Here is a 19,227-nt window from a genome sequence, read left to right as displayed (position 1 = left end):
CTGGAAGCGGTGCGGAATCGACGCCGTCGGGCCGCTGCGCGGTCGTCCATCACCGGTTGGGGCCGGTACTAAATCGGTGCACCGTCGACGGGCGATCGCCCGGACGAACGATCCGTCAGAATCCGGTAAAGACGTAGCCGATGCCGCGGACGGGCTTGATGACCTGCGGATTCCTCGACCACGTCGCGAGCTTCTTGCGCAGCCGTGCGGCGACGTTGTCGATGCCGCGGTCCTGCGGGTACCAGGGCCGGCGGAAGACGGCCACGGAGAGCGTGTCGCGGGGCACAGGGGCGCCGCGTTGCTGGACGAGGACGTGGAGCATGTCGAATTCGGCCGAGGTGAGGCCGCAGGGGGTGCCGCCCGGGGCGTAGAGCTCGCGCCGCTCGGGCGACAGGCGCCAGTGGCGGGTCGCAGCGGGTGGCAGCGGCAGGCTCGACCTGCGCTGCGCGAGCGCCTCGTCGTAGCGGGCCGCGGCGGTGTCGTGACCCGCGCGGCGCAGGACGGCGCGGATGCGCGCGAGGACCTCGCGGATCGTGACCTCGACGGGGATCCAGTCGTCGGCACCGGATTCGAGGGCGGCGACGCGGTCGGTCACGCTGTCGGGCTGGCGGGCCCGAAGGATGCAGGGGACGTCGGAGACGTCGCGGACCTGGCGCACCGTCTCGAGCGCGGGCGTGGGGGTCGTCTCGCCCCAGTGGAGGAGTACGAGCCGGGGCGGTTGTTGTTGGAGGCGACGGAGGAGCGGATCGGTCCCACCGCAGACATCGGCCGGCAGACCGTTCTCGGCGAGGTAGTCAGCCACCCGCTCGCCACCAGCGATGTCACTATCGAAGACGATGATCGGGGATCCGACCGTTGGGGTCATGCATGTCCCGGTGGGCTCAAGGTTGTGATTGCTGCAACGCACCTACAACCAATAATTGTGCCAGCCAGAACGCCGCAAGGTGCCAGAGCCCGAAGGTCCACGGTTTTGCGGAGATTTCACGATTGCACGGCACGGCACTCGTCGAATGCCGACGGTTCGGCGGGCGGCTGCAAGACCGCCCGCCTCAGCCGAAGCTGGGCGCACGGCCCATCCGACCAGCGGATCAGTCCACCTCAACCTCGACGAAGAAGACGGACGGACGAGTACGGCCTTCGGTGAAACCTGGCTCGACCCGAACTTTCACGTCCGAGCCAAGATGGCAGAGTTCAGCCAGGGCGGTTTCCAGGGCAGACGCAGCATCGCGCGCGCGCGCCAAAGCCGCCGCGGTCGCTTCCCCCACCTCGCATCCTGCGGGCATTCTACGAATTTGCCCCTTTGACGTCACTGACACTGCGCCGCAACCATTCCGAGAATCGTAGGCAAAGTCAACTTTTTTGAACGTGAATCGCGTCTGCCATGCGGGCTGTTCGTCATCGCTCCCCGTCCGTGCCCTGTCCACAGCAGACATACGCCGCAGACCCTCGACCGGATTTCAACTGTGTTTGCAGCGGGGGGCGGAAGATGGATCGACCGCCCGGAGGGCCGGCTCCATGGCCGCGGCGTCGGTGGCCATCATGCCGTGGTCAGGACGCGGTCCGCAGGGGTGGCGGCGGACCTCCGCGCGCTTGCGCCGCGGAACCCATTCGGATTGCTGCTGCGCCAGGCGTAGGCGGTGCGTACGATCTCGTCGAGGCTCCCGTGCCGCGGTTGCCAGCCCGTTTCCCGGCGGAGGCGTGAGTTGGAAGCGACCAGGGCCGGGGGGTCACCGGGCCGCCTTGGGCATGCGACGCAGGGCAGGGTCCGGCCCGATACCCGCTCGACCGCGGCAACGACGTCCATCACCGAATATCCGACGCCGGAGCCCACATTGTAGCGGCAGGTCGTGACCTCCGACAGCCGGTCGAGCACGCGCAGGTGGGCGTCGGCGAGGTCGGTCACATGGACGTAGTCGCGGATCGCCGTGCCGTCGGGGGTATCGTAATCCGTCCCGAAGACGTTGAGCGGCGGGCCGAGGCCGAGGGCGGCGTTGATCGCGTTCGGAATCAGGTGGGTCTCGGGGTCGTGGTCCTCGCCCGAACGGCCCGCGGGGTCGGCACCGGCGGCGTTGAAGTAGCGGAGCGATGCGGAGCGAAGCCCGTGGGCGCGGTAGGCCCAGTCCAATCCCTGCTCCGCCATGAGCTTCGAGGCCCCGTAGGCGGAAACGGGATCGAGCGTCGCGTCCTCGTCGATCGGGAGCCTTTCCGGGCAACCGAACAGCGCGGCCGTGGAGGAGAGGACGAAGCGGTCCACTCCGGCGCGCACGGCGGCCCGGGCGAGCGACATCGTATTCGTCACGTTCTCGGCGATGTAGCGAAGCGGGTCGCGCATGCTCTCGCCCACGAGCGAGAGCGCCGCGAAGTGCAAGACGCCGTCGAAGCGCCAGCCAGCCAGCGTCGCCTCCACCGCCTCGGCGTTGGCCAGGTTCGCGACGACAAGGGTGACGTCATCCGGCACGGCGGCGCGGTGGCCCTGGCTCAGGTCGTCGAGGACGACGACCTCGTCGCCGCGTTCCCGCAGGGCGAGCACAGCGTGGCTTCCGACATAGCCGGCTCCGCCGGTCACAAGATATCGTGGCAAGGGGCAGGCCTTCGTCAGGGCGTCGCCGTTCCTGGCGATCGCGGTGCGTCGAAGTTGCCGCGGACGCGCGCCGCGCGCATTGGCTGCATCGTCGCAAATTGTCCGGCACCGCCGCGCGCGGGCTTCCCCCGATCGCCCCGGGGCGGGCGACAACTTGCGACGAATCTCCGCTCCACGAATCAAGTTCGGCGGTCGAAACATATGGTCCCTAGCAGTCGGGACGGGATCAGCATGGCCTCGCAGACATTCGCTTTCCAATACCTGCTCAATCCCCTGGCCGGAGGCGGCTACGCCGTCCGGGATGAATTGCCCGGAACGGAGGGAACGCAATCGCTGGGCAGCGACCTTCGGGTGCGCGGAATCGGGGACGACAAGAAGGTCCTCGGTTCCGAGCTGAACGACCAGTTCAAGGTCGGTCAGGGCGGCAGGGCGCCGGTCTACGACTACGTGGGCACGGCGACCAACGCGAACGGCGCTGTCGTCGGCCTCGTCGGCGAGCGGGATGGCATCCTCTTCCTCTTCACCGACCGCGCGAACCTCAGTCCGGCGCGCGAACTGTCGGTAAATCCCGCAGGCGCCAATGGCACCAACAACTGGTCGCTCGTGACGGACGGACCGGTGTGCTTCATGCCCGGCACGCTGATCGCGACGCCCCGCGGCGAGGTGGCGGTCGAAGACCTGCGCAGGGGCGACCTTGTCACGACGAGCAGCGGCGCGTCCGAGCCGGTGCGCTGGATCGGGCGGCAGACCGTCTCGCGGCTGTTCGGCGACCCTGCGCGCGTCCTGCCGGTTCGTATCCGCGCGGGCGCGCTCGGTGGCGGGCTGCCGAAGCGGGATCTCTTCGTCTCCGGCGACCATGCACTGCTGGTGGATGGATTGCTGGTCCAGGCCGGGGCGCTTGTGAACGGCAGTTCCATCCTGCGCGAGGAGGACGTGCCGACGGTCTTCACCTACCTGCACGTGGAGCTGAGCGACCACTCACTCCTCCTCGCCGAAGGCACGCCAGCGGAGACCTTCATCGACAACGTGGATCGCGCGGCCTTCGACAACTGGGCCGAGCACGAGGCGCTGTCCGACGCACCTGCACCGATGACGGAGCTGGATGTGCCCCGCGTCCGGTCCGCTCGCCAGCTACCCCCGGCCACGCGCGCCCGTCTGGCCGCCGCGGCGGAATCGCTCAGGCCGCCATTCGCGAGCGTCGCCTGATCCCTCGTCGGGGCTGGGCGGACGGAGGCGCCGGGGCGCGATGACGTCCCCCGGTGCCGCCGCGGCGGAGCGCCCGGCGCGCACCGCCGCACTTCTTCGATCCGCGGAGGCGATGCGCGGATCGGGACAGCGTGCCGGGGCTGAGGCGGCCTATCGCGAGATCCTCGCGATGGAGCCGACTCACCTCGCCGCGCTCCTCGGCCTCGCGGCACTGACGCTGGAGGGCGAGCCCACCGCGGCCCTGGGCCTGCTGCGGATCGCCGTCGAGGCGCATCCGACGCATGCAGGTGCGGGATTGCAGCTGGCCGAGGCGCTGCGGCGCGCGGGATGCGGGGATCAAGCGGAGGCAGCGTATCGCGGAGTGCTGCGCGCCGGACCGACGCACGCGGCCGCCGCGCTCGTCGGCCTCGCCCGCCTCGCGCGGGATGGCGGGCGCGATGCGGACGCGCTCGACCTCTTCCAGCAGGCGTCGCGCGCGCGACCTGATAGCCTCGACATCCGGCTTGAGGTCGCGGCGCAGCTGACGCGGTTGGAATGCCGGGATGAGGCGGAGGCGGCGTATCGCGAGATCGTGGAGCGGGCGCCGGACCACCTGGGGGCGCTCCTCGCCCTCGGCCATGGTGCGCGTCGTCGTGGCGACCGCGCGACGGCCTTGGCGTATTTCGGCGACGCAGTTCGCGCCCACCCGACCCATGCCGGAGGGCGGGTCGAGTATGCCCATGCGCTGCGCGATGCCGGGCAGTACGACGAGGCGGAGGCAGCTTATGGCGCTGTGCTTGCGGGCGGCCCGGCATATGCGGTCGCCGCGCTTCTCGGCCTCGGTGCGATGGCGCGTCGCCGCGGTGATCTCGAGCGCGCCGGCGCATGCTATCTGCGGGCGGCGACGGAGGGGAGCGGACCGGCAGCGCTGGGCGCGTGGATCGAGGTCGCGCAGGTGTTCCGCGACGCGGGCCGATGGGACGTCGCGGAAGACGCCTACCGCGCCGTGATCGCGACGCCGGACGCGACCGCCCGTCAGGCTGCGTCGGCCTGGATCGGGCTGGGGCAGCTCCGCCGCGCCGCGGGCGATCGCGACGGAGCGTTGCGATGCTTCGAGGCGGCGCGCGACGCGCTCCCGGGAGAATCGGCGGACCTGAAGGCGGCGGTCGCGCTGGAGATCGCGACGGAGTTCCGGGACCGGGGCCGCTGGGACGATGCGGCGGCCCTCGCCGAAGATGCGGCATGCCGAGATCCGGCGAACCTCGCGGCACGGCTGGCGGTCGCGCTCGTCGCCCGTGCTCGCGGCGACCGGGCCGCGGCACTTCGGGCCTTGCAGGCCGCCGCGCTCGCCCATCCGACGAATCCGCAGCCCTGGGTCGAGGCGGCTCTGGACCATCGCGCGCTGGGCGACCTCGCGGCAGCGGAGGATGCGCTCGCGCGTGCCCTCGCCCTCGACCCGCATCATCTCGGCGCCCGGTTGCAACGCGCGGAAATGCTTTGGCTCGCGGAAGAGTTCGAGGCGAGCTTGCATCTCTGCCGGGAGATCGTGGCGGACCGGCCGGACTGCGTGCATGCGCCGCTCGGCATGGCCCGGGCGCTGGCATCACTCGGGCGCCACGACGCGGCGTTGAAGGAGTTGGACGTGGCGGAGGCGCGCTTTGGTCCGCAGCCCGGCCTAGCCCTCCGGCGTGCGGAGGTGCTTTCCGCATCGGGCGATCCGGTCGGCGCGGACGCGGTCCTCGAGATAGCCGTCAAGCGGTGGACATCACATCCGGGGACGTGGGTCCGGCGCATGTGGTCGGCGCTGGCGATGGGGGACCTGCACAGTGTTGACGCAGCCCTTGCCGAGGGAGCCGCCCGGCCGCTCGTCACGCTTGCGGACCAGGCGGCGCTTGCGGTTCTGCGCGGCACGCTCGCGGACGCGCGCTGGGAGACGGAGGCGGCGCTGGCGCAGTATGAGGAGGCGCTGCGGCTGCAGCCGTCCCATGCCGGCGCCATGATCGAGGCAGCGCGCGCGTGCCTGCTCCTGATGCGTCCGGACGATTCGCGGCGGCACCTCGACGCGGCACTGCGGGCGGGTGCCGCGTCGTCGCTGCTGCGCGGCAAATCACCCCGCGCATCGCGGCACCACCTCGGACAGATCCTGGACGAGTTCCGGATGGACGAGACAACCGTTCGCGCGCTGCGGGACGCGACGATGCAGCCGCCGGCGGAGCGGCTCGGCACCTGCCTCGCGGCGGTGCGCGAGGCGCCGGATTCCACCCCGGCGGCGATGGCTCTCCTCCTCTCCCTGCGCCGCGCCGGGCGCCTGCACCGGCCAGACGCGGGTGGAAGTGAAGCGGCACCCGGGATACCTCGTCGCATCGGCCAGTACTGGGACTCGACGAATCCGCCCGAGGACGTCCGTGCCCTCATGCGGACTTGGCCGGCCGCGCATCCTGGCTGGCAGCATGCCGTGTTCGACGATGCGGCGGCGCGCGATGCGCTGGCGCGGTACGCCGCGGCGGGTGTCATCGGCAGCGATGTCCCCGCCGCTTACTCGCGCGCGACAGGTCCGGCGCAGAAGGCCGATCTGTTCCGCCTCGCTTGGCTCGTCGCGGAAGGCGGGTTCTGGCTGGATGCGGACAATCGTTGCCTCGGCCAGCTGGTGCCGCTCGCACGCGGCGATCGCAACCTTGTCCTGTACCAGGAGGAGTACGCGACCCTTGGGAATGACGTGATCGGTGCAGCGCCGCGACATCCGGTGCTGTGGCGCGCGCTGGCCATGGGGTCGGAGGCGCTGAACCGGGGCGACCGCGACGTTGTATGGCTCTCGACGGGCCCAGGGCTCCTCACGCGCGCCTTCGCCCAGGTGTTGGCAGAGGAGGACATTGAGGGGGAGCCCTGGTTCGGAAGGTGTGCGGTGCTGGAGCGTAGCGAACTGGCACGCGTCGTCGCCCGCCATTGCCGGGTGGCGTACAAGGGGACGAGCCGTCATTGGCTACGCGCCTTGGCAGGTCCAGGCCGGCACGTTCGCGAGGCGCGGCGCGCTTGAACCGCGGCGGCTGGCGTCTTGAGCCGCCCCGGGTTCGCCGGAGGCTTCTTTGATCTTCCCCCCGTCTCGATGGACGCCTCTGATACGCTCCCCAGGGGCAAGGAAGGCGATCTTTCGGCGGCAAAGACGAGGCGGGAGTTCACGCCCGAGTTCAAGCAGGAGGCCCTGGCCCTGCTGCAAGGCGGTGGGCGGCCACTGACGCGGGTCGCGGCGGAGCTGGGCGTCCAGCCACTCGACGCTGCGGCACTGGCGGGGCGCCCAAAACGGCAATCCGCCGCGGCCGCGTGCGGAACAGCCGACGCCGCCGGTCGCGGCCACAGGGTCGGCAGCTCGATCTCCGGCCGACCTGCGTCGGAGAACGCCAAGCTGCGGCGCGAGCTCGATCGAACGAGGATGGAGCGCGACGTTCTAATGGGGCCACCGGCATAGTCGCGGAGGTGCCGGCTCGAGATCTCGCCCAGCGGCTACTACGCTCGGCGATCGCGTCCTGAAAGCCCACGGGCAACCGAGAACGGCGTGCTCCTGTGCGAGACCCGGCGCGTCCAGGTCCGGCACGGAGGTCGCTATGGCAGCCCGCGAATGCATGCCGCGCTCCGCGCCGGAGGCCCTCGTTGGAGCCGAGGCCGCATCGAGCGTCTGGTGCGGCGCCACCGTGTCCGCGTGCTGGCCGGACGGCGCTTCCAGCCCTGCACCGCCGACAGCCGCAATCACCTGGCGGTCGCGCCGAACCTCCTGTCACAGCGCTTCGAGGCACCCGCTTCCAACCGCGTGTGGCTCGCTGATCTGACCTACGTTCCGCCCGGCGAGGGCTGGCTCAATCTCGCCGCGGTGCTCGACCTCGCGACGCGGAAGGTGGTCGGCTGGGCGATGCGCGATCACATGCGGGTCGCGCTCACCCTCCCGGCCCTCATCTTGGCGGTACAGCGCCAGCGTCCGGCGCCGGGTCTCCGCCAACACTCGGACCGCGGCAGCCAATACGCAGCCGAGTCCTACGTCGCGCAGCCCACCGCGATCGGCGCGGTGCCATCCATGAGGCACAAGGTCTGCTGCTACGACAATGCGCCGACGGACAGCTTCTTCCAAAGCCTGAAGATCCAACTCGTTCCACCGTCGACGATGGGCCACCCGTGACGAGGCAAGGAGTGACCTGTTCTCGTACATCGAGGCCCACTTACGATCGCGCCCCAATGCACTCGGCCCTCGGCTACCTCACGCCGGAACAGGCCGAGCAATGCACGGCAACCTAAATCCCTGCCCACGAGAGCGGGGGGATCCCCCTTTCAGCGATCTCCCTGGCTGCGGCCACTCTGCGTGGCCTTGCTCACGCCGCCCTGCTTGCCGCCGCCCTTGCCGCCGCTGCCGGCGCGCGCGTCCTTGGGGTTCGCCTTGCCGCCGGTAGCCTTCTGCCCACCCTGGGGGGCACGACCAGCGGGCGGAAGAGGAGGGAGGTTGGCCATGGGTGCTCCTGTGTTTCTGAAAGGACGGTCGGTCGGGAGGGTGATGGAGCCGGCGGCATTGGACGATGGCTCGGGGGTGTGACGACGAGTTGGGCCGAGGAGGTGACCGCCGGCCGAATGGGATCCCAGCTCCGAGCGAGAATGGTGAGCGAGAGGCGGAAACTTACGACGCCCTGTACTTCGAGGGTAGCATCGCCCCACCCTCAAGCTTCGGAGAAGGCAGAGCCGACGGAGCGAGAAATGCCCGCTCGTTCCGCCTTAGACGCCTCAAGGTGCGCGCGAAAACGCTGCGAAGACCGGCGGCTTTGCCAATGCGACGCGGGAGCGGAGGCCATTCGGCCTGAGCCGGATTGGAGCAGCGATAGGAACTGGATTCCAACTTTCTCTGGGCCGTCGGAGGAGACGCACCCCGAGAGCCGGCGGATGCGCTGGATAGCCCGATCGTCACCGCCTTCGCTAGGGTAGAGACGGCTGGGTCTGGCCGGGAGCCGAACGGCAGCTTTCCAGCGGATGCCTGCGAGAAGCGGACATAGGATGGGTTGGCGGAGGATCTGCCCGCTCGCGAATGATGCCGACACGGTCGGCGAGGAGATCGAGTACCGGTCGAAGAACCTTGTCCCGCTGCTCAGGTAAGCGGCGCGCCCGCGCGGCCTCAACTCTGCAGGGCTATCCCTCGCCGTGCCGCGCGCAGATGGCGAGCTTGAACGCTGTTGCAGCCCCGCTCTTCGCCATAAGCACGTCGATCTCACCCTCCTGCCTCCTCCGCTTCGCGATGCGTGTTCGGCGAAGCGGCCGTACATTCGTGAGCGAAGAATAATATCTGCTTCCCCCGATAGCCCCTCTCTGATAGCCTTGCCCATCATGAATCGCGGACGGGCCATCTCGGAACTGGGAGCTCTGCTCCACTCGGAAGTACACGCAGCTTCCGAGGAGCATAGAGAGACTATCCGGACTCTATATGAGATGAGGCTTTCCGAGGCGAATGCGGCTGGTATCACCCTAGAAGAGCTCCGAAACGCTAACGAAGAGGCGGAAGCCTCCTGCACGATTTGCGGAGCTACCCGGTCAATGCCGAAATCACCGCATCTGCCACGGGCTGGTGGTGTAGCCCTCGTTGCCGATTTAGCGGCTCTGCGCGCGAAGTCAGCCAAAACGTCTTGAGGGGCCAAACACTCCCGCTTCCAAGTTGCACTAACTCGGGCAGAAATTCCGAGCGAATTCCGCACCCTTGTGGTATCCTGCCGAAATCTCGCTGCCGGTGTTGCACGCGTGAGAGTTACTCGGTGAATCGGCGCTCCATTCCATCAGATCGCAACGAATAGGCTACCTCGAACGGCAAAAGGACTAATTCTCTCGATACGTCAGCGACTATACTTTCCACGGCCACCATGAGCCGTGCGAAGCCATCCCGATCATGTTCCAGGGCAGTCAATCCGAGCGCCACAAAGTCGAAATCTATCAGCTCAACGGGATTAAGCGCCATCCTCCAATGGAAGGAGTCGTCGCGCGCCGCGTCGAGGAGTTCGGCGCGTCGACCAATCAGCCTTCTCAAGCTTTCAATCGGTCGCGACCGCGACCGCGAGCCCTCGCCCGGGAGCGCCGTCAGCGCCCCCAGTCGGATGGCCTCGTGCAGTTCGACATATGCCCCGAGAGGTATGCCTGCGGGTCCGACCGCGACGGATCGGTAAGTACGAAGCTTCTGGTCGAGTCGTGCAGAGCCGAAAAGTTCATCTGCGTCGACGTACCCGGCCTGTACGAGGCTGAGAAGTTGCCGGGGCGATTCAGCTGACGAGCGTTCGTAACGCCGTCTCTCGACATCGGAGCCGTCCTGCGTCTCTGGCGCATCATCAATGGAGCCGAGGATCCAACTGAAATCTTCGGTCAGCCCGGCTCGGTCAGAACGCATGTCTCGTCCGGCTAAGCGAAGCAGGAACGCGCCGTAGTAGAGGCCCAGCTTGAGCCAAATCCACCCCGCATCCGCAAACCTTGCCCGGGCATCGGGCACGCGGTCGAGAAGCAAGGCGATGGCACCGGCGTTGACCAGCAGTGTTGCACAGCAGGCGAGCTCCGTGTCCGATCCGCCCGGCATCGAGCCCCGCTCACGGTGGATATCGGCCCTAGCGCTTAGAAACTTATACCGATTCTCTAATCGATCTGTCGGAATACCAAAGCGGTCCATCGTAGCGACCATCAGAAAAGATCACGTACGTTAAACAGCGGCCCTGGGTCAACGAACCTGGTATTGGAGTGCACATCTTGCGGAGCATGTAAATCTCTCGGATCCCACCACTCAACACGCGATATCTGGTTTGCTGGAACGTGAACTTTCGCCGTGACTTCCCCCTCCGGTTGAAACGGGGACCAGCGACGGTAGACGTTCAGCTCGCGGACAGCTTCGGAAATCGAGGCGATACCGACGGCGGGGGACTGACCGACGACCACCCAGCCATAATAGAGCGCTCCGGGCCGAATACCAGCATCCGTCGCGAACTCCAGTGCGGTATCGACCGCCGAGTGGACTCGATTGTGCGCGAGTACTACGTCGCGCTCGACACAGCCGCAGGCGAGGGAGATGAAGGGGGTTTGCGGGCCGAATGCTTGGTAGTCATGAATATGGCGGTCCAGGCCGGTATCTGTCAGCTGCGTTTGCACGTCCGCAGGCGTGATGGTTTTCGTTGCGCGCCACCAGTTCGATATAATGCCGAGCCCGTGCAGAACCGTGGCAAAGGCGTCGTCCATTTTGAAGTCAGCGCCACCGATACCCTTGACGAAATACTGCACGTACATCGGATCACTCCCTATGGCGAGCCAGCGCATCGAGGACGAGGTGGACCAGTTCGTCCGGACGGTCGGTAAGCCCGAATGCAGAGATAGGGAGAGGCTTTGCAGCTGCGCCCACGTAAAAGATGATCGGCGGAGCCTTGCCGTCGGCAGCGACTTCGTCCGCGAACCGCAGTCCTGCTTTCTGATCCTCGCCGCGTGCGATGTCGGAGAGGATCACATCGGGCATACGGCGGTTTAGGTTCTCTCTCGCCCCTTCGGTCGTGGTCTGGGTTTCAACGCGTGCTCCTGCGGCTTCGAAAAGGGCAATCTCTTCACGGTTGTTATGGGGGTTATCATCGATCCAGAGGAGGCGCGCTCCCTGTATGAGCTTGACGTCGCGCGCGAGGCGCCGCGAGGCACGTCCTAGGTCAACGCTCGACACCTCGGCGCCACGACTGGCGGCTGCTTTCTCGAGGGCTTCTTTAAACTCGATCGCGACGCCCGCAAAGCCGAGCTTCTGTATGCGACCAAACAGAGAGACGATCGGCTCTCGACCGATCCAGACCAGCAGCCATACAACGATGCCTGCCCAGACGAGATGGGGCAGGAAGCTCGCCAACGCGGTCCATGGAATGCCGGGGGCCCCGGTTGCGCTCTGGGTCGGCGTCATCGAGGGTCACCATGCGTCTTCTCAGGCAGATGCGAAATGGTACGTTGGTTCTGCGTTAGGGGAAATCGAATTGTGCACCGGTCCGGCGGATCCTCCTCGGGTCCCGTGTTCGTCAGGGCAGTCCTAGAAGGCCGAACCAACCGACGCAGTTTTCAGCAAAGCCGCGCTTAAGCCATCAAGCTCGTCCAGAGCCGTGGAGTGACTCCTTTCAGGGTCAGGACTGGAGTTGGAGTTGACCCGCTTCCGTGGACGGTTGCGGGGTTTGGTGATCAGGGGACGGCTGGGGCGGTGATGGCGTGCTCCTTTTCGTAGGTGGCGGGTGAGCGGTAACCGAGGGCGGAGTGGAGGCGGACGGGGTTGTAGAAGCCCTCGATGAACGAGAACACGGCCATGCGGGCTTCGGCCTGCGAGGCGAACCGGCGGCGGTCGAGGAGCTCGCACTCGAGGCTGGCGAAGAAGCTTTCACACATGGCGTTGTCGTAGGCGTCGCCGACGGAGCCCATGGACGGCCGCACCCCTGCCTCGCGGCAGCGGTTGCCGAAGGCGAGCGACGTGAACTGCGAGCCCTGGTCCGAGTGTAGGACGACGTCGCCGGGCCGCCGCTGTCCCAAGGCCATCTCCAGGGCGTCCAGCACCAGCTCGGTCCGGAGATGGTTTGTCATCGACCAGCCGACGACCTTGCGGCTCCAGGCATCGAGCACGACGGCAAGGTAGAGGAAGCCCGCTGCCGTCGGAATGAACGTGATGTCTGTGACCCACAGCTGGTTCGGGCCAGGGGCGGAGAAGTCGCGATCGACGAGATCGGGCGCTGGTCGCGCCTCCCGGTCGCGGTGCGTCGTGACGGGGCCACCCCTCCTGCGGCTGACGCCGACGAGACCGGCCTCGCGCATCAGGCGCGCGATGCGCTTGCGACCGTGGCGCTCGCCTCGGGCACGCAGCTCGGCATGGATCCGGGGTGCCCCGTACGTCTCGCGCGAGGCGGCGTGGGCGGTCCGGATCCGCTCCAGCAGCGCCGCGTCCCCCTCCGCATGGGCCGAGGGCGGGCGGTTCGCCCAGGCGTAGTAGCCAGCACGGGAGACGCGGAGGACGCGTGCCGTCGTCGCGACCCGGAAGGAGGCCTGGTTCGCGCTCATGAACCGGAAGACCCGGACGGAATCGCCCCGGTCTCGCGTGCGAACCAGGCCGCTGCTCGAGAGAGGATGTCGCGCTCCACCCGCAGCTGTCGCACCTCGCGCCGCAGGCGAGCCAGTTCATCGCGCTCGGCCGCGGTCAGCGCCTCGCCGTTCGTCGCTGAGGCGGGCTTCGCCTCCCGGCGGCCCTCCTGCCGGTCGGCTTGGGCCACCCAGTTCCGGATCGCCTGCGCCGAGGGCTCGAACTCGCGTGCCAGGCTCGCCGGGTCACGCCCGGCGCAGACCAACTCGATGATCTGCCGCCGGAACTCCGGCGCGTACGGGGGCTTGGTCTTGCCCATGTGGAACACCTCCGTCGAAAGCGTGTCGGTGTCCACAAAACCGGGTCAACTCCAGGCCGGACACATGACCGCACCCGACCGCGTCGCCGAACGTCAAATCGCCCTTGCGTCCAAGGGGCCGTCCACACAGGACTCTTAGGCCCGGCATGCCATCGGCGGAGCGTACCGCCCGGCTCGCCACTACAACCCTTGCCCTCGCCCGTGCCTCAGATGGCGCGAGGCAGGTCGCGATGGCTTCTCCCCGGGGGCGCCCGGTGCGACCTTGCGGCGGCCATGCAGCCGAAGCCGATCCGGGCCCTGTCGCGCGGCCTCGCAGTGCTCGCCGCCCTCAACCGCCACGGCTCCGCCACCGTCGTCACGCTCGCTCGGGAGACGGGGCTGTCGCGGGCCACGACCTACCGGGTGATGCAGACGCTGCTAGAGGACGGCTACGTCGCCAGGGGCACGTCGGACGACCGGTTCCGGCTGCGGCTGGCCGTCCGAGCGCTGTCGGAGGGCTTCGAGGACGAGCAGTGGATCGCGGCCGTCGCAACGCCCGCCCTCGTCCGGCTGACGGGGCAGATCTTCTGGCCCTGCGACGTCTCCACGCCCGATGGCATCCGCATGGTGATCCGCGACACGACGCATCGGATCGCGCCGCTTTCCATTGATCGCGGCATGGTGGGGCGGCGCCTGCCGATGCTCGCGACGACGGTTGGACAGGCCTACCTTGCCTTCGCGCCGGTGGAGGAGAGGGCGGCGCTGCTGCGGTTGCTGGCGGCATCGGACGACCCGGCCGACGCGCCGGCGCGGAATCCGGAGGGCATCGCGCGGCTCCTCGGTGTGGTGCGGCGGCGCGGCTACGCGGTCCGCCAGGGCGGGCCAATCTGGCCACATACCGGCTCCATCGGCGTGCCAATCCGCCATGGCGGGCGTGTGCTGGGGAGCATCAACGTCATCTGGATGGCCCGCGTGGTGTCGGAGGCCGAGGGCGTGCGCCGCTGTCTCGGGCCGTTGCGGGAAACGGCGGCGGAGATCGAGGCGCGGCTGGCGGCGGGCGAGGGGTAGGCTGCCCCAGCCGGTTCACCAGGTGGACAGATTGAACGCGGCGCTGGCGGTCGGGGCAGAGCGGTGCGCCACTCCCGCCCGCGGCGAGCAGACCGCGGGAGGGAACGATGAAGGCGACGCGACGATCCGTCCTCGCGCTCGCGGTAACCGCCGCGGGCCCGGCCCTGGCGCAGGGTGGCTTTCCTTCACGCCCGGTCCGCGTGGTACTTGGCGCAGCGGCGGGCAGCGCGCCGGACACAGCGATGCGGGTGATGGCCGAGCGCTTCGCCGCCCTCTGGGGACAGCCCGTCGTCGTTGAGAACCGGCCGGGCGCGGGCGGCAACCTCGGCGCGGCGGCCGTGGCGACGGCGGAGCCTGACGGGCACGTGCTGCTCCTCGCCCAGGCCAGCACCCTCGTGCTGAACCAGCACCTGCTGCGGACCATGCCCTTTGATCCCGCCCGCGACTTCGCGCCGGTGACGATGCTGATGCACACGCCCTTCGTCCTCGCCGCCCGGACGGGCCTCGGGGCCACGGACCCCGCGCGCCTTGCCGCGGCCGCGCGCAGCGCACCGCGTGGCCTGACCTTCGGCACGAGCGGCGCGACGAGCCTGCCGCGCTTGGCCGGCGAAGCCTTCGCCCGTGCGGCGGGCGTGAGCCTCGTCAACGTGCCCTATGGCGCCAGCCCCGCGGCGCTGGCGGACGTCCTGGCGGGCCGGACGGACCTCATCGTGGACGGGACGCCGCTGCTGACGCCACCCGCCCGCGCCGGGACGGTGGTCCCGATCGCCGTGACCTCCGCGACGCGCTTCCCCCGCTGCCCGACGTGCCGGCGCTCGCCGAGACGCACCCCGGCCTGATCTTCGGCGGCTGGTTCGCCCTCATGGCGCCCGCCGCCACGCCCGCCCCGACGGTCGCGCGTATCGCCGCCGACGCGGCCACCGTGCTCGCTGAGCTGGGGCTGCACGCGCGGCTGCTGAACGATTTCGGCGCGGTCGTGGACACTGCGGGCCCTGTTGCCCTCGCCGCTTACGTCGCTGAGGAACGCAAACGGCTCGGGCGCCTTGTCCGCGAGATCGGGATGCAGCCTGAATGAGCGAGCCACACGCCGGCATGCCCCGCGATGCTGCGGAGGACGCCGACCTCACCGCCGTCCGGCGCCTCATCGAGGCCTGGGGCTTTCGCCGCGACGCCGGGGAATGGGAAGCGCTGGCCGACACCTTCCACCCCGAGGGGAGCATCGCCGTAAGCTGGTACGGGCCCGGCCCCTTCGCCGGCTTCGTCGCGGCCTGCCGTGCAAACCGGGGCAAGACCTTCTCGAAGCATGCAATGTGCGGAAGCCGCGTGACGTTCCGCGGCCCCCGCGCCGTCGCGGAGACCGACGTGCTGCTCTTCATGCGCGGTGCCGTGCAGGGCGTGGAGGTCGTCGGGCAGACGAACATGCGCTTCCTCGACCGGATCGAGCGCCGGGGCGACGGGGCGTGGCGTATCCTCGACCGCACCGCGATCTACGACCACGATATGATGGCGCCGGCCATCTCTGGCACGGCTTTGCCGGTCGCGCCCGATGCGCTGACGGGTCTGCCGCCGGGATACCGCTTCCTCGCCTGGCGGCTGCGCCTCGCGGGCCGGACGGTGCCGGACGACCTGCCGACGCCCGGGAGCAAGGCAGAGGCGACCCTGCGGCGGGAGGCGGCTGCATGGCTGGCAGCATGACCGACACCTTCGACGTCGCGATCATCGGCCTCGGCCCGGTCGGCGCCGCGCTCGCCAACCTGCTGGGCGCAGCGGGCGTGCGGACGCACGTGCTGGAGCGGGAGGCGGCGGCCTACCACCTGCCCCGCGCCGTCCATTTCGACGACGAGGTGATGCGGATCTTCCAGGCCATGGGACTGGCGGAGGCGATCCTGCCGATCACCCATGTCTCGCCCGGGACGCATTTCGTGAACGGTCAGGGGCGCCTGCTGCTGGACTGGTCGCGACCGATGACGGTGGGACCGCAGGCATGGAACATCTCCTACCGCTTCCACCAGCCGGACCTGGAGCACGTGCTGCGCGGCGGTCTGTCGCGCTTTCCCTGCGTCACCGTGCGGACCCGCGCCGACCTCTTCGCGCTGGAACCCGGTCCCGATGCCGTCGGCCTGCGCGTCGAGGATCTGTCGAACGGCGCGATCGAGCGGCTTTCCGCTCGCTACGTTGTGGGCTGCGATGGGGCACGTTCCCTCGTCCGCCGCTGGATGGGGGGGCCGATGGAGGACCTCGGCTTCCACGAGCGCTGGCTCGTCGTGGACGCGGTCTTGAAGCGGCCCAGGCCCGACCTCGGAGACCACACGAAGCAGCACTGCGACCCGGCACGCCCCGCTACCTATGTCCGCGGCACGGGCGACCGGCGGCGCTGGGAGATCTCGCTGAAGGAGGGCGACGACTTCGCCGCCCTGTCCCACCTAGAAGGCGCTTGGCCCCTGCTGTCCCGGTGGATCACGCCGGACGACGCGGTGTTGGAGCGCTCGGCAACCTACACCTTCCATTCCACCGTCGCGCGCAAGTGGCGTGACGGGCGGCTCCTGATCGCCGGCGACGCGGCGCACCAGACGCCACCCTTCTTGGGCCAGGGCATGTGCGCGGGCATCCGGGACGCGGGCAACCTCGCCTGGAAGCTCGCGCGCGTGCTGCGGGGAGAAGCGTCGGACCGCCTCCTCGACTCCTATGGCGCGGAGCGCGCGCCGCACGTCCGCGGCTACGTCGAGGAAGCCGTGCGGCTCGGTGGCCTGATCAACACGACGGCGATGGAGGCCGTGGTCTCTGCAGATACCCTCCGGGGCGGCATGGCAGACAGGCTGGTCCCGGTGAAGCCTGCGCTGGGCCCCGGGCCCTCGGCGGGCTGGGCGGAGCACGCAGGTCGGCTCTCGGCGCAGCCGGCGCTGCGGGATGGGACGCGGCTAGACGATCGCGTCGGCTACCGCTTCGCACTCGTCACGCGGCCGGACTTCGCGGAAGCCGTGCCTTGCGACGTGCTCGACCGCCTGTCGGCGCGCGGGGCCGTGCTCGTCGCCGATGACGGTGCGCCGGTCGCGGCGATGCTGGACGGGTTCGGCGCAGCGGCAGTGCTGCTGCGTCCGGACCGGCACGTGATGGGCGCCGCGCGCGACGCAGCGGAGATGCGGGCGCTGGCCGAAGCGTCCTGGGAATGAAGGGAATTGTCGCATGAGGCTTGTATCCTTCGAAGTGGATGGTCAGCCGCGCTACGGCGTCGTCTCGGGCGACGGCGTCGTGGACCTCGCGGCACGGCTGGGATCGCGCGCCCCGACATTGCGCCGCCTGCTGGAAGCCGGGATGCTGGAGGAGGTGCGCGCCGCGGCCGCCTCAGCGCCCGACCGGCCGCTCGATGGCCTGCGCTTCGCCCCGGTGATCCCCGATCCCGACAAGATCATCTGCATCGGCCTGAACTACCGCGACCATGTCGCGGAGACCGGGCGGGAAGAGACGGCGAACCCCGCCCTCTTCGCGCGCTTCACGGCCAGCCAAGTCGGGCATGGCCAGCCGCTGATCCGTCCCCGCGTGTCCGAGCAGTTCGACTACGAGGGCGAGCTGGCGGTCATCATCGGCACGGGGGGGCGGCACCTCGCCCGCGCCGACGCGCTGCGGCACGTCGCAGGCTACGCCTGCTACAACGAGGCCTCGGTGCGTGACTGGCAGCGCCACACCACGCAATTCCTCGCCGGCAAGACCTTCGCGGGGACGGGGGGCTTCGGCCCGTGGATGGTGACGGCCGACGAGATCCCCGACCCGTCGAAGCTCACCCTGGAGACGCGCCTCAACGGGCAGGTCGTGCAGCACACGACCACCGACCTGATGATCACCGACGTCCCCGCAATGATTGCCTACATCTCGACGATCCTGCCGCTGGCGCCGGGCGACGTCATCGTCTCCGGCACGCCGGGCGGCGTCGGAATGAAGCGCAACCCACCGCTCTTCATGAAGCCCGGCGACGTGGCGGAGGTCGAGATCTCGGGGATCGGCATCCTGCGCAATCCCGTGGCGGCGGAGGCGTAGCGATGGAGATCCGCGCGCTCGGCTACATGGTGATCGGCTCCGACCGTCTTGACGACTGGCACGGCTTCGCGACGCGCCTGCTGGGGCTGCAGGCGGTGGACCGCGGTGGCAGGATGCGGGCCTTCCGCATGGACGACCGAGCCCAGCGCCTGATTGTCTCGCGCGACACCGGCCCGGCGACGGTCGGGTGGGAGGTCGCGGACGCCGCGGCGCTCGACGCCCTGGCCGCGCGGCTGGAAGCGGCGGGGACGCGGGTGACGCGGGGATCGCGCGCGCTCTGCGCCGAACGCGGCGTCGCCGAGCTCATCGCCTTCCAGGACCCGCAGGGCACGTCGCTTGAGGCGTTCCACGGCGCGGCGCTTGCCGATACGCCCTTCGTGCCGGGGCGCGCGATCTCCGGATTTCGGACGGGGCCGCTCGGGATGGGCCACGCCGTTCTCCACGTGGCCGACGCCGATGCGCTGCTGCCGTTCTACCGGGACCTGCTGAGCTTCGGCGTCACGGATTGGTCTCGCGTTCCCTACCCGCTCTACTTCTTCCACGTGAACCCGCGGCACCATTCCTTCGCGATGGTGGGGTCGGGGCGTTCGGGGCTGCACCACTTCATGGTGGAGCTCGGCATGCTCGACGACGTGGGCCAGGGCCACGACTTCGCACGGAGCGAGGAGGGGCGCCTAGCCTACGGCCTGGGGCGGCACACGAACGACCACATGACGTCGTTCTACGCGAACACGCCGTCCGGGTTCTTCGTCGAATACGGCTGGGGCGCCCGCACCGTCGATCCCGCGACCTGGGTGCCACACGAGACGCATGACGGCCCGACGCTCTGGGGCCACGAGCGGTTCCACCTGCCGGACGAGGCGCGGGCGGAGATGCGGGCACTGGCGATGGATGCGGCCGCACGCGGCGTGCGTGCTCCGGACCCGAACCCCGGCTCGATTGGCTGCGCCTGGGCCGATGCAGTGGTCCGGGCCGAGTAGGGAGAGA

14 protein-coding genes and 2 pseudogenes are annotated in these 19,227 nt (G+C 69.2%); 9 read left to right on the top strand and 7 right to left on the bottom strand.

Annotated features, from left to right (window positions below; translation table 11 throughout):
• Positions 1-115 precede the first annotated feature (115 nt).
• The 3 genes from ACE7GA_RS01130 to galE form a co-directional block, all read right to left on the bottom strand.
• Positions 116-865 carry a response regulator transcription factor gene (locus ACE7GA_RS01130; RefSeq protein ID WP_376094442.1) on the bottom strand — a complete coding sequence of 250 codons (750 nt, stop codon included), beginning with the start codon at positions 863-865 and terminating at the stop codon, positions 116-118.
• A gap of 223 nt (positions 866-1,088) precedes the next feature.
• A complete protein-coding gene (locus ACE7GA_RS01125; protein WP_376094439.1) occupies positions 1,089-1,265 on the bottom strand; it encodes a hypothetical protein in 177 nt (58 codons plus the stop codon).
• A 272-nt stretch (positions 1,266-1,537) separates the two neighbouring features.
• On the bottom strand, positions 1,538-2,581 hold the full coding sequence (galE, locus tag ACE7GA_RS01120; protein WP_376094436.1) for a UDP-glucose 4-epimerase GalE: 1,044 nt from the start codon (positions 2,579-2,581) through the stop codon (positions 1,538-1,540).
• A 231-nt stretch (positions 2,582-2,812) separates the two neighbouring features.
• Between galE and ACE7GA_RS01115 the strand changes: the two genes are divergently transcribed.
• The 3 genes and pseudogenes from ACE7GA_RS01115 (at position 2,813) to ACE7GA_RS01105 (ending at position 8,047) form a co-directional block, all read left to right on the top strand.
• Positions 2,813-3,787: a Hint domain-containing protein gene (locus ACE7GA_RS01115; protein ID WP_376094433.1), complete on the top strand. Its 975-nt coding sequence runs from the start codon at positions 2,813-2,815 to the stop codon at positions 3,785-3,787.
• A gap of 40 nt (positions 3,788-3,827) precedes the next feature.
• Positions 3,828-6,800 (top strand): tetratricopeptide repeat protein, encoded by a 2,973-nt coding sequence (locus tag ACE7GA_RS01110; RefSeq protein ID WP_376094430.1) that lies wholly within the window; start codon positions 3,828-3,830, stop codon positions 6,798-6,800.
• Positions 6,801-6,869: 69 nt separating this feature from the next.
• Positions 6,870-8,047 (top strand): annotated as a pseudogene (locus tag ACE7GA_RS01105) (IS3 family transposase).
• 1,486 nt (positions 8,048-9,533) lie between these two features.
• On the opposite strand, the gene ACE7GA_RS01100 reads toward ACE7GA_RS01105, so the two are convergent.
• From ACE7GA_RS01100 to ACE7GA_RS01085, 4 genes are all read right to left on the bottom strand, one after another.
• Positions 9,534-10,436, bottom strand: a complete 903-nt coding sequence (locus ACE7GA_RS01100) for a hypothetical protein (protein WP_376094427.1) — start codon at positions 10,434-10,436, stop codon at positions 9,534-9,536.
• An 11-nt stretch (positions 10,437-10,447) separates the two neighbouring features.
• Positions 10,448-11,074 (bottom strand): hypothetical protein, encoded by a 627-nt coding sequence (locus ACE7GA_RS01095; protein WP_376094424.1) that lies wholly within the window; start codon positions 11,072-11,074, stop codon positions 10,448-10,450.
• A complete protein-coding gene (locus tag ACE7GA_RS01090) occupies positions 11,049-11,690 on the bottom strand; it encodes a hypothetical protein (RefSeq protein WP_376094421.1) in 642 nt (213 codons plus the stop codon). The genes ACE7GA_RS01095 and ACE7GA_RS01090 overlap by 26 nt, the downstream gene beginning before the upstream one ends.
• Positions 11,691-11,959: 269 nt before the next feature.
• Positions 11,960-13,161 (bottom strand): IS3 family transposase gene (locus ACE7GA_RS01085; protein ID WP_376094521.1). Its coding sequence is split into 2 segments (ribosomal slippage): positions 11,960-12,885 and positions 12,885-13,161, totalling 1,203 coding nucleotides; the frame shifts between segments, so codons are not numbered across the junction.
• 273 nt (positions 13,162-13,434) lie between these two features.
• On the opposite strand from ACE7GA_RS01085, the gene ACE7GA_RS01080 reads away from it, so the two are divergent.
• The 6 genes and pseudogenes from ACE7GA_RS01080 (at position 13,435) to ACE7GA_RS01055 (ending at position 19,220) form a co-directional block, all read left to right on the top strand.
• A complete protein-coding gene (locus ACE7GA_RS01080; RefSeq protein WP_376094418.1) occupies positions 13,435-14,208 on the top strand; it encodes a helix-turn-helix domain-containing protein in 774 nt (257 codons plus the stop codon).
• Positions 14,209-14,315: 107 nt separating this feature from the next.
• Positions 14,316-15,283: pseudogene (locus ACE7GA_RS01075) on the top strand (Bug family tripartite tricarboxylate transporter substrate binding protein).
• Positions 15,280-15,903, top strand: coding sequence for a nuclear transport factor 2 family protein (locus ACE7GA_RS01070; RefSeq protein ID WP_376094415.1), 624 nt, complete (start codon positions 15,280-15,282; stop codon positions 15,901-15,903). The pseudogene ACE7GA_RS01075 and the gene ACE7GA_RS01070 overlap by 4 nt, the downstream one beginning before the upstream one ends.
• Positions 15,900-17,378 carry a bifunctional 3-(3-hydroxy-phenyl)propionate/3-hydroxycinnamic acid hydroxylase gene (locus ACE7GA_RS01065; RefSeq protein ID WP_376094412.1) on the top strand — a complete coding sequence of 493 codons (1,479 nt, stop codon included), beginning with the start codon at positions 15,900-15,902 and terminating at the stop codon, positions 17,376-17,378. Before ACE7GA_RS01070 ends, ACE7GA_RS01065 begins: the two co-directional genes overlap by 4 nt.
• Before the next feature lie 13 nt (positions 17,379-17,391).
• Positions 17,392-18,240: a fumarylacetoacetate hydrolase family protein gene (locus ACE7GA_RS01060; RefSeq protein WP_376094409.1), complete on the top strand. Its 849-nt coding sequence runs from the start codon at positions 17,392-17,394 to the stop codon at positions 18,238-18,240.
• Positions 18,241-18,242: 2 nt separating this feature from the next.
• Complete coding sequence (locus tag ACE7GA_RS01055; protein WP_376094406.1) at positions 18,243-19,220, top strand: VOC family protein; 978 nt, start codon at positions 18,243-18,245, stop codon at positions 19,218-19,220.
• The last annotated feature ends 7 nt before the right edge of the window (positions 19,221-19,227 follow it).

This window comes from Roseomonas sp. CCTCC AB2023176, from assembly GCF_042259275.1.
In the GTDB taxonomy this organism is placed as follows: Bacteria; Pseudomonadota; Alphaproteobacteria; order Acetobacterales; family Acetobacteraceae; genus Roseomonas.
Note: the sequence above shows the minus strand (reverse complement) of the source record. Positions and strands in the feature narration are given on the sequence as shown.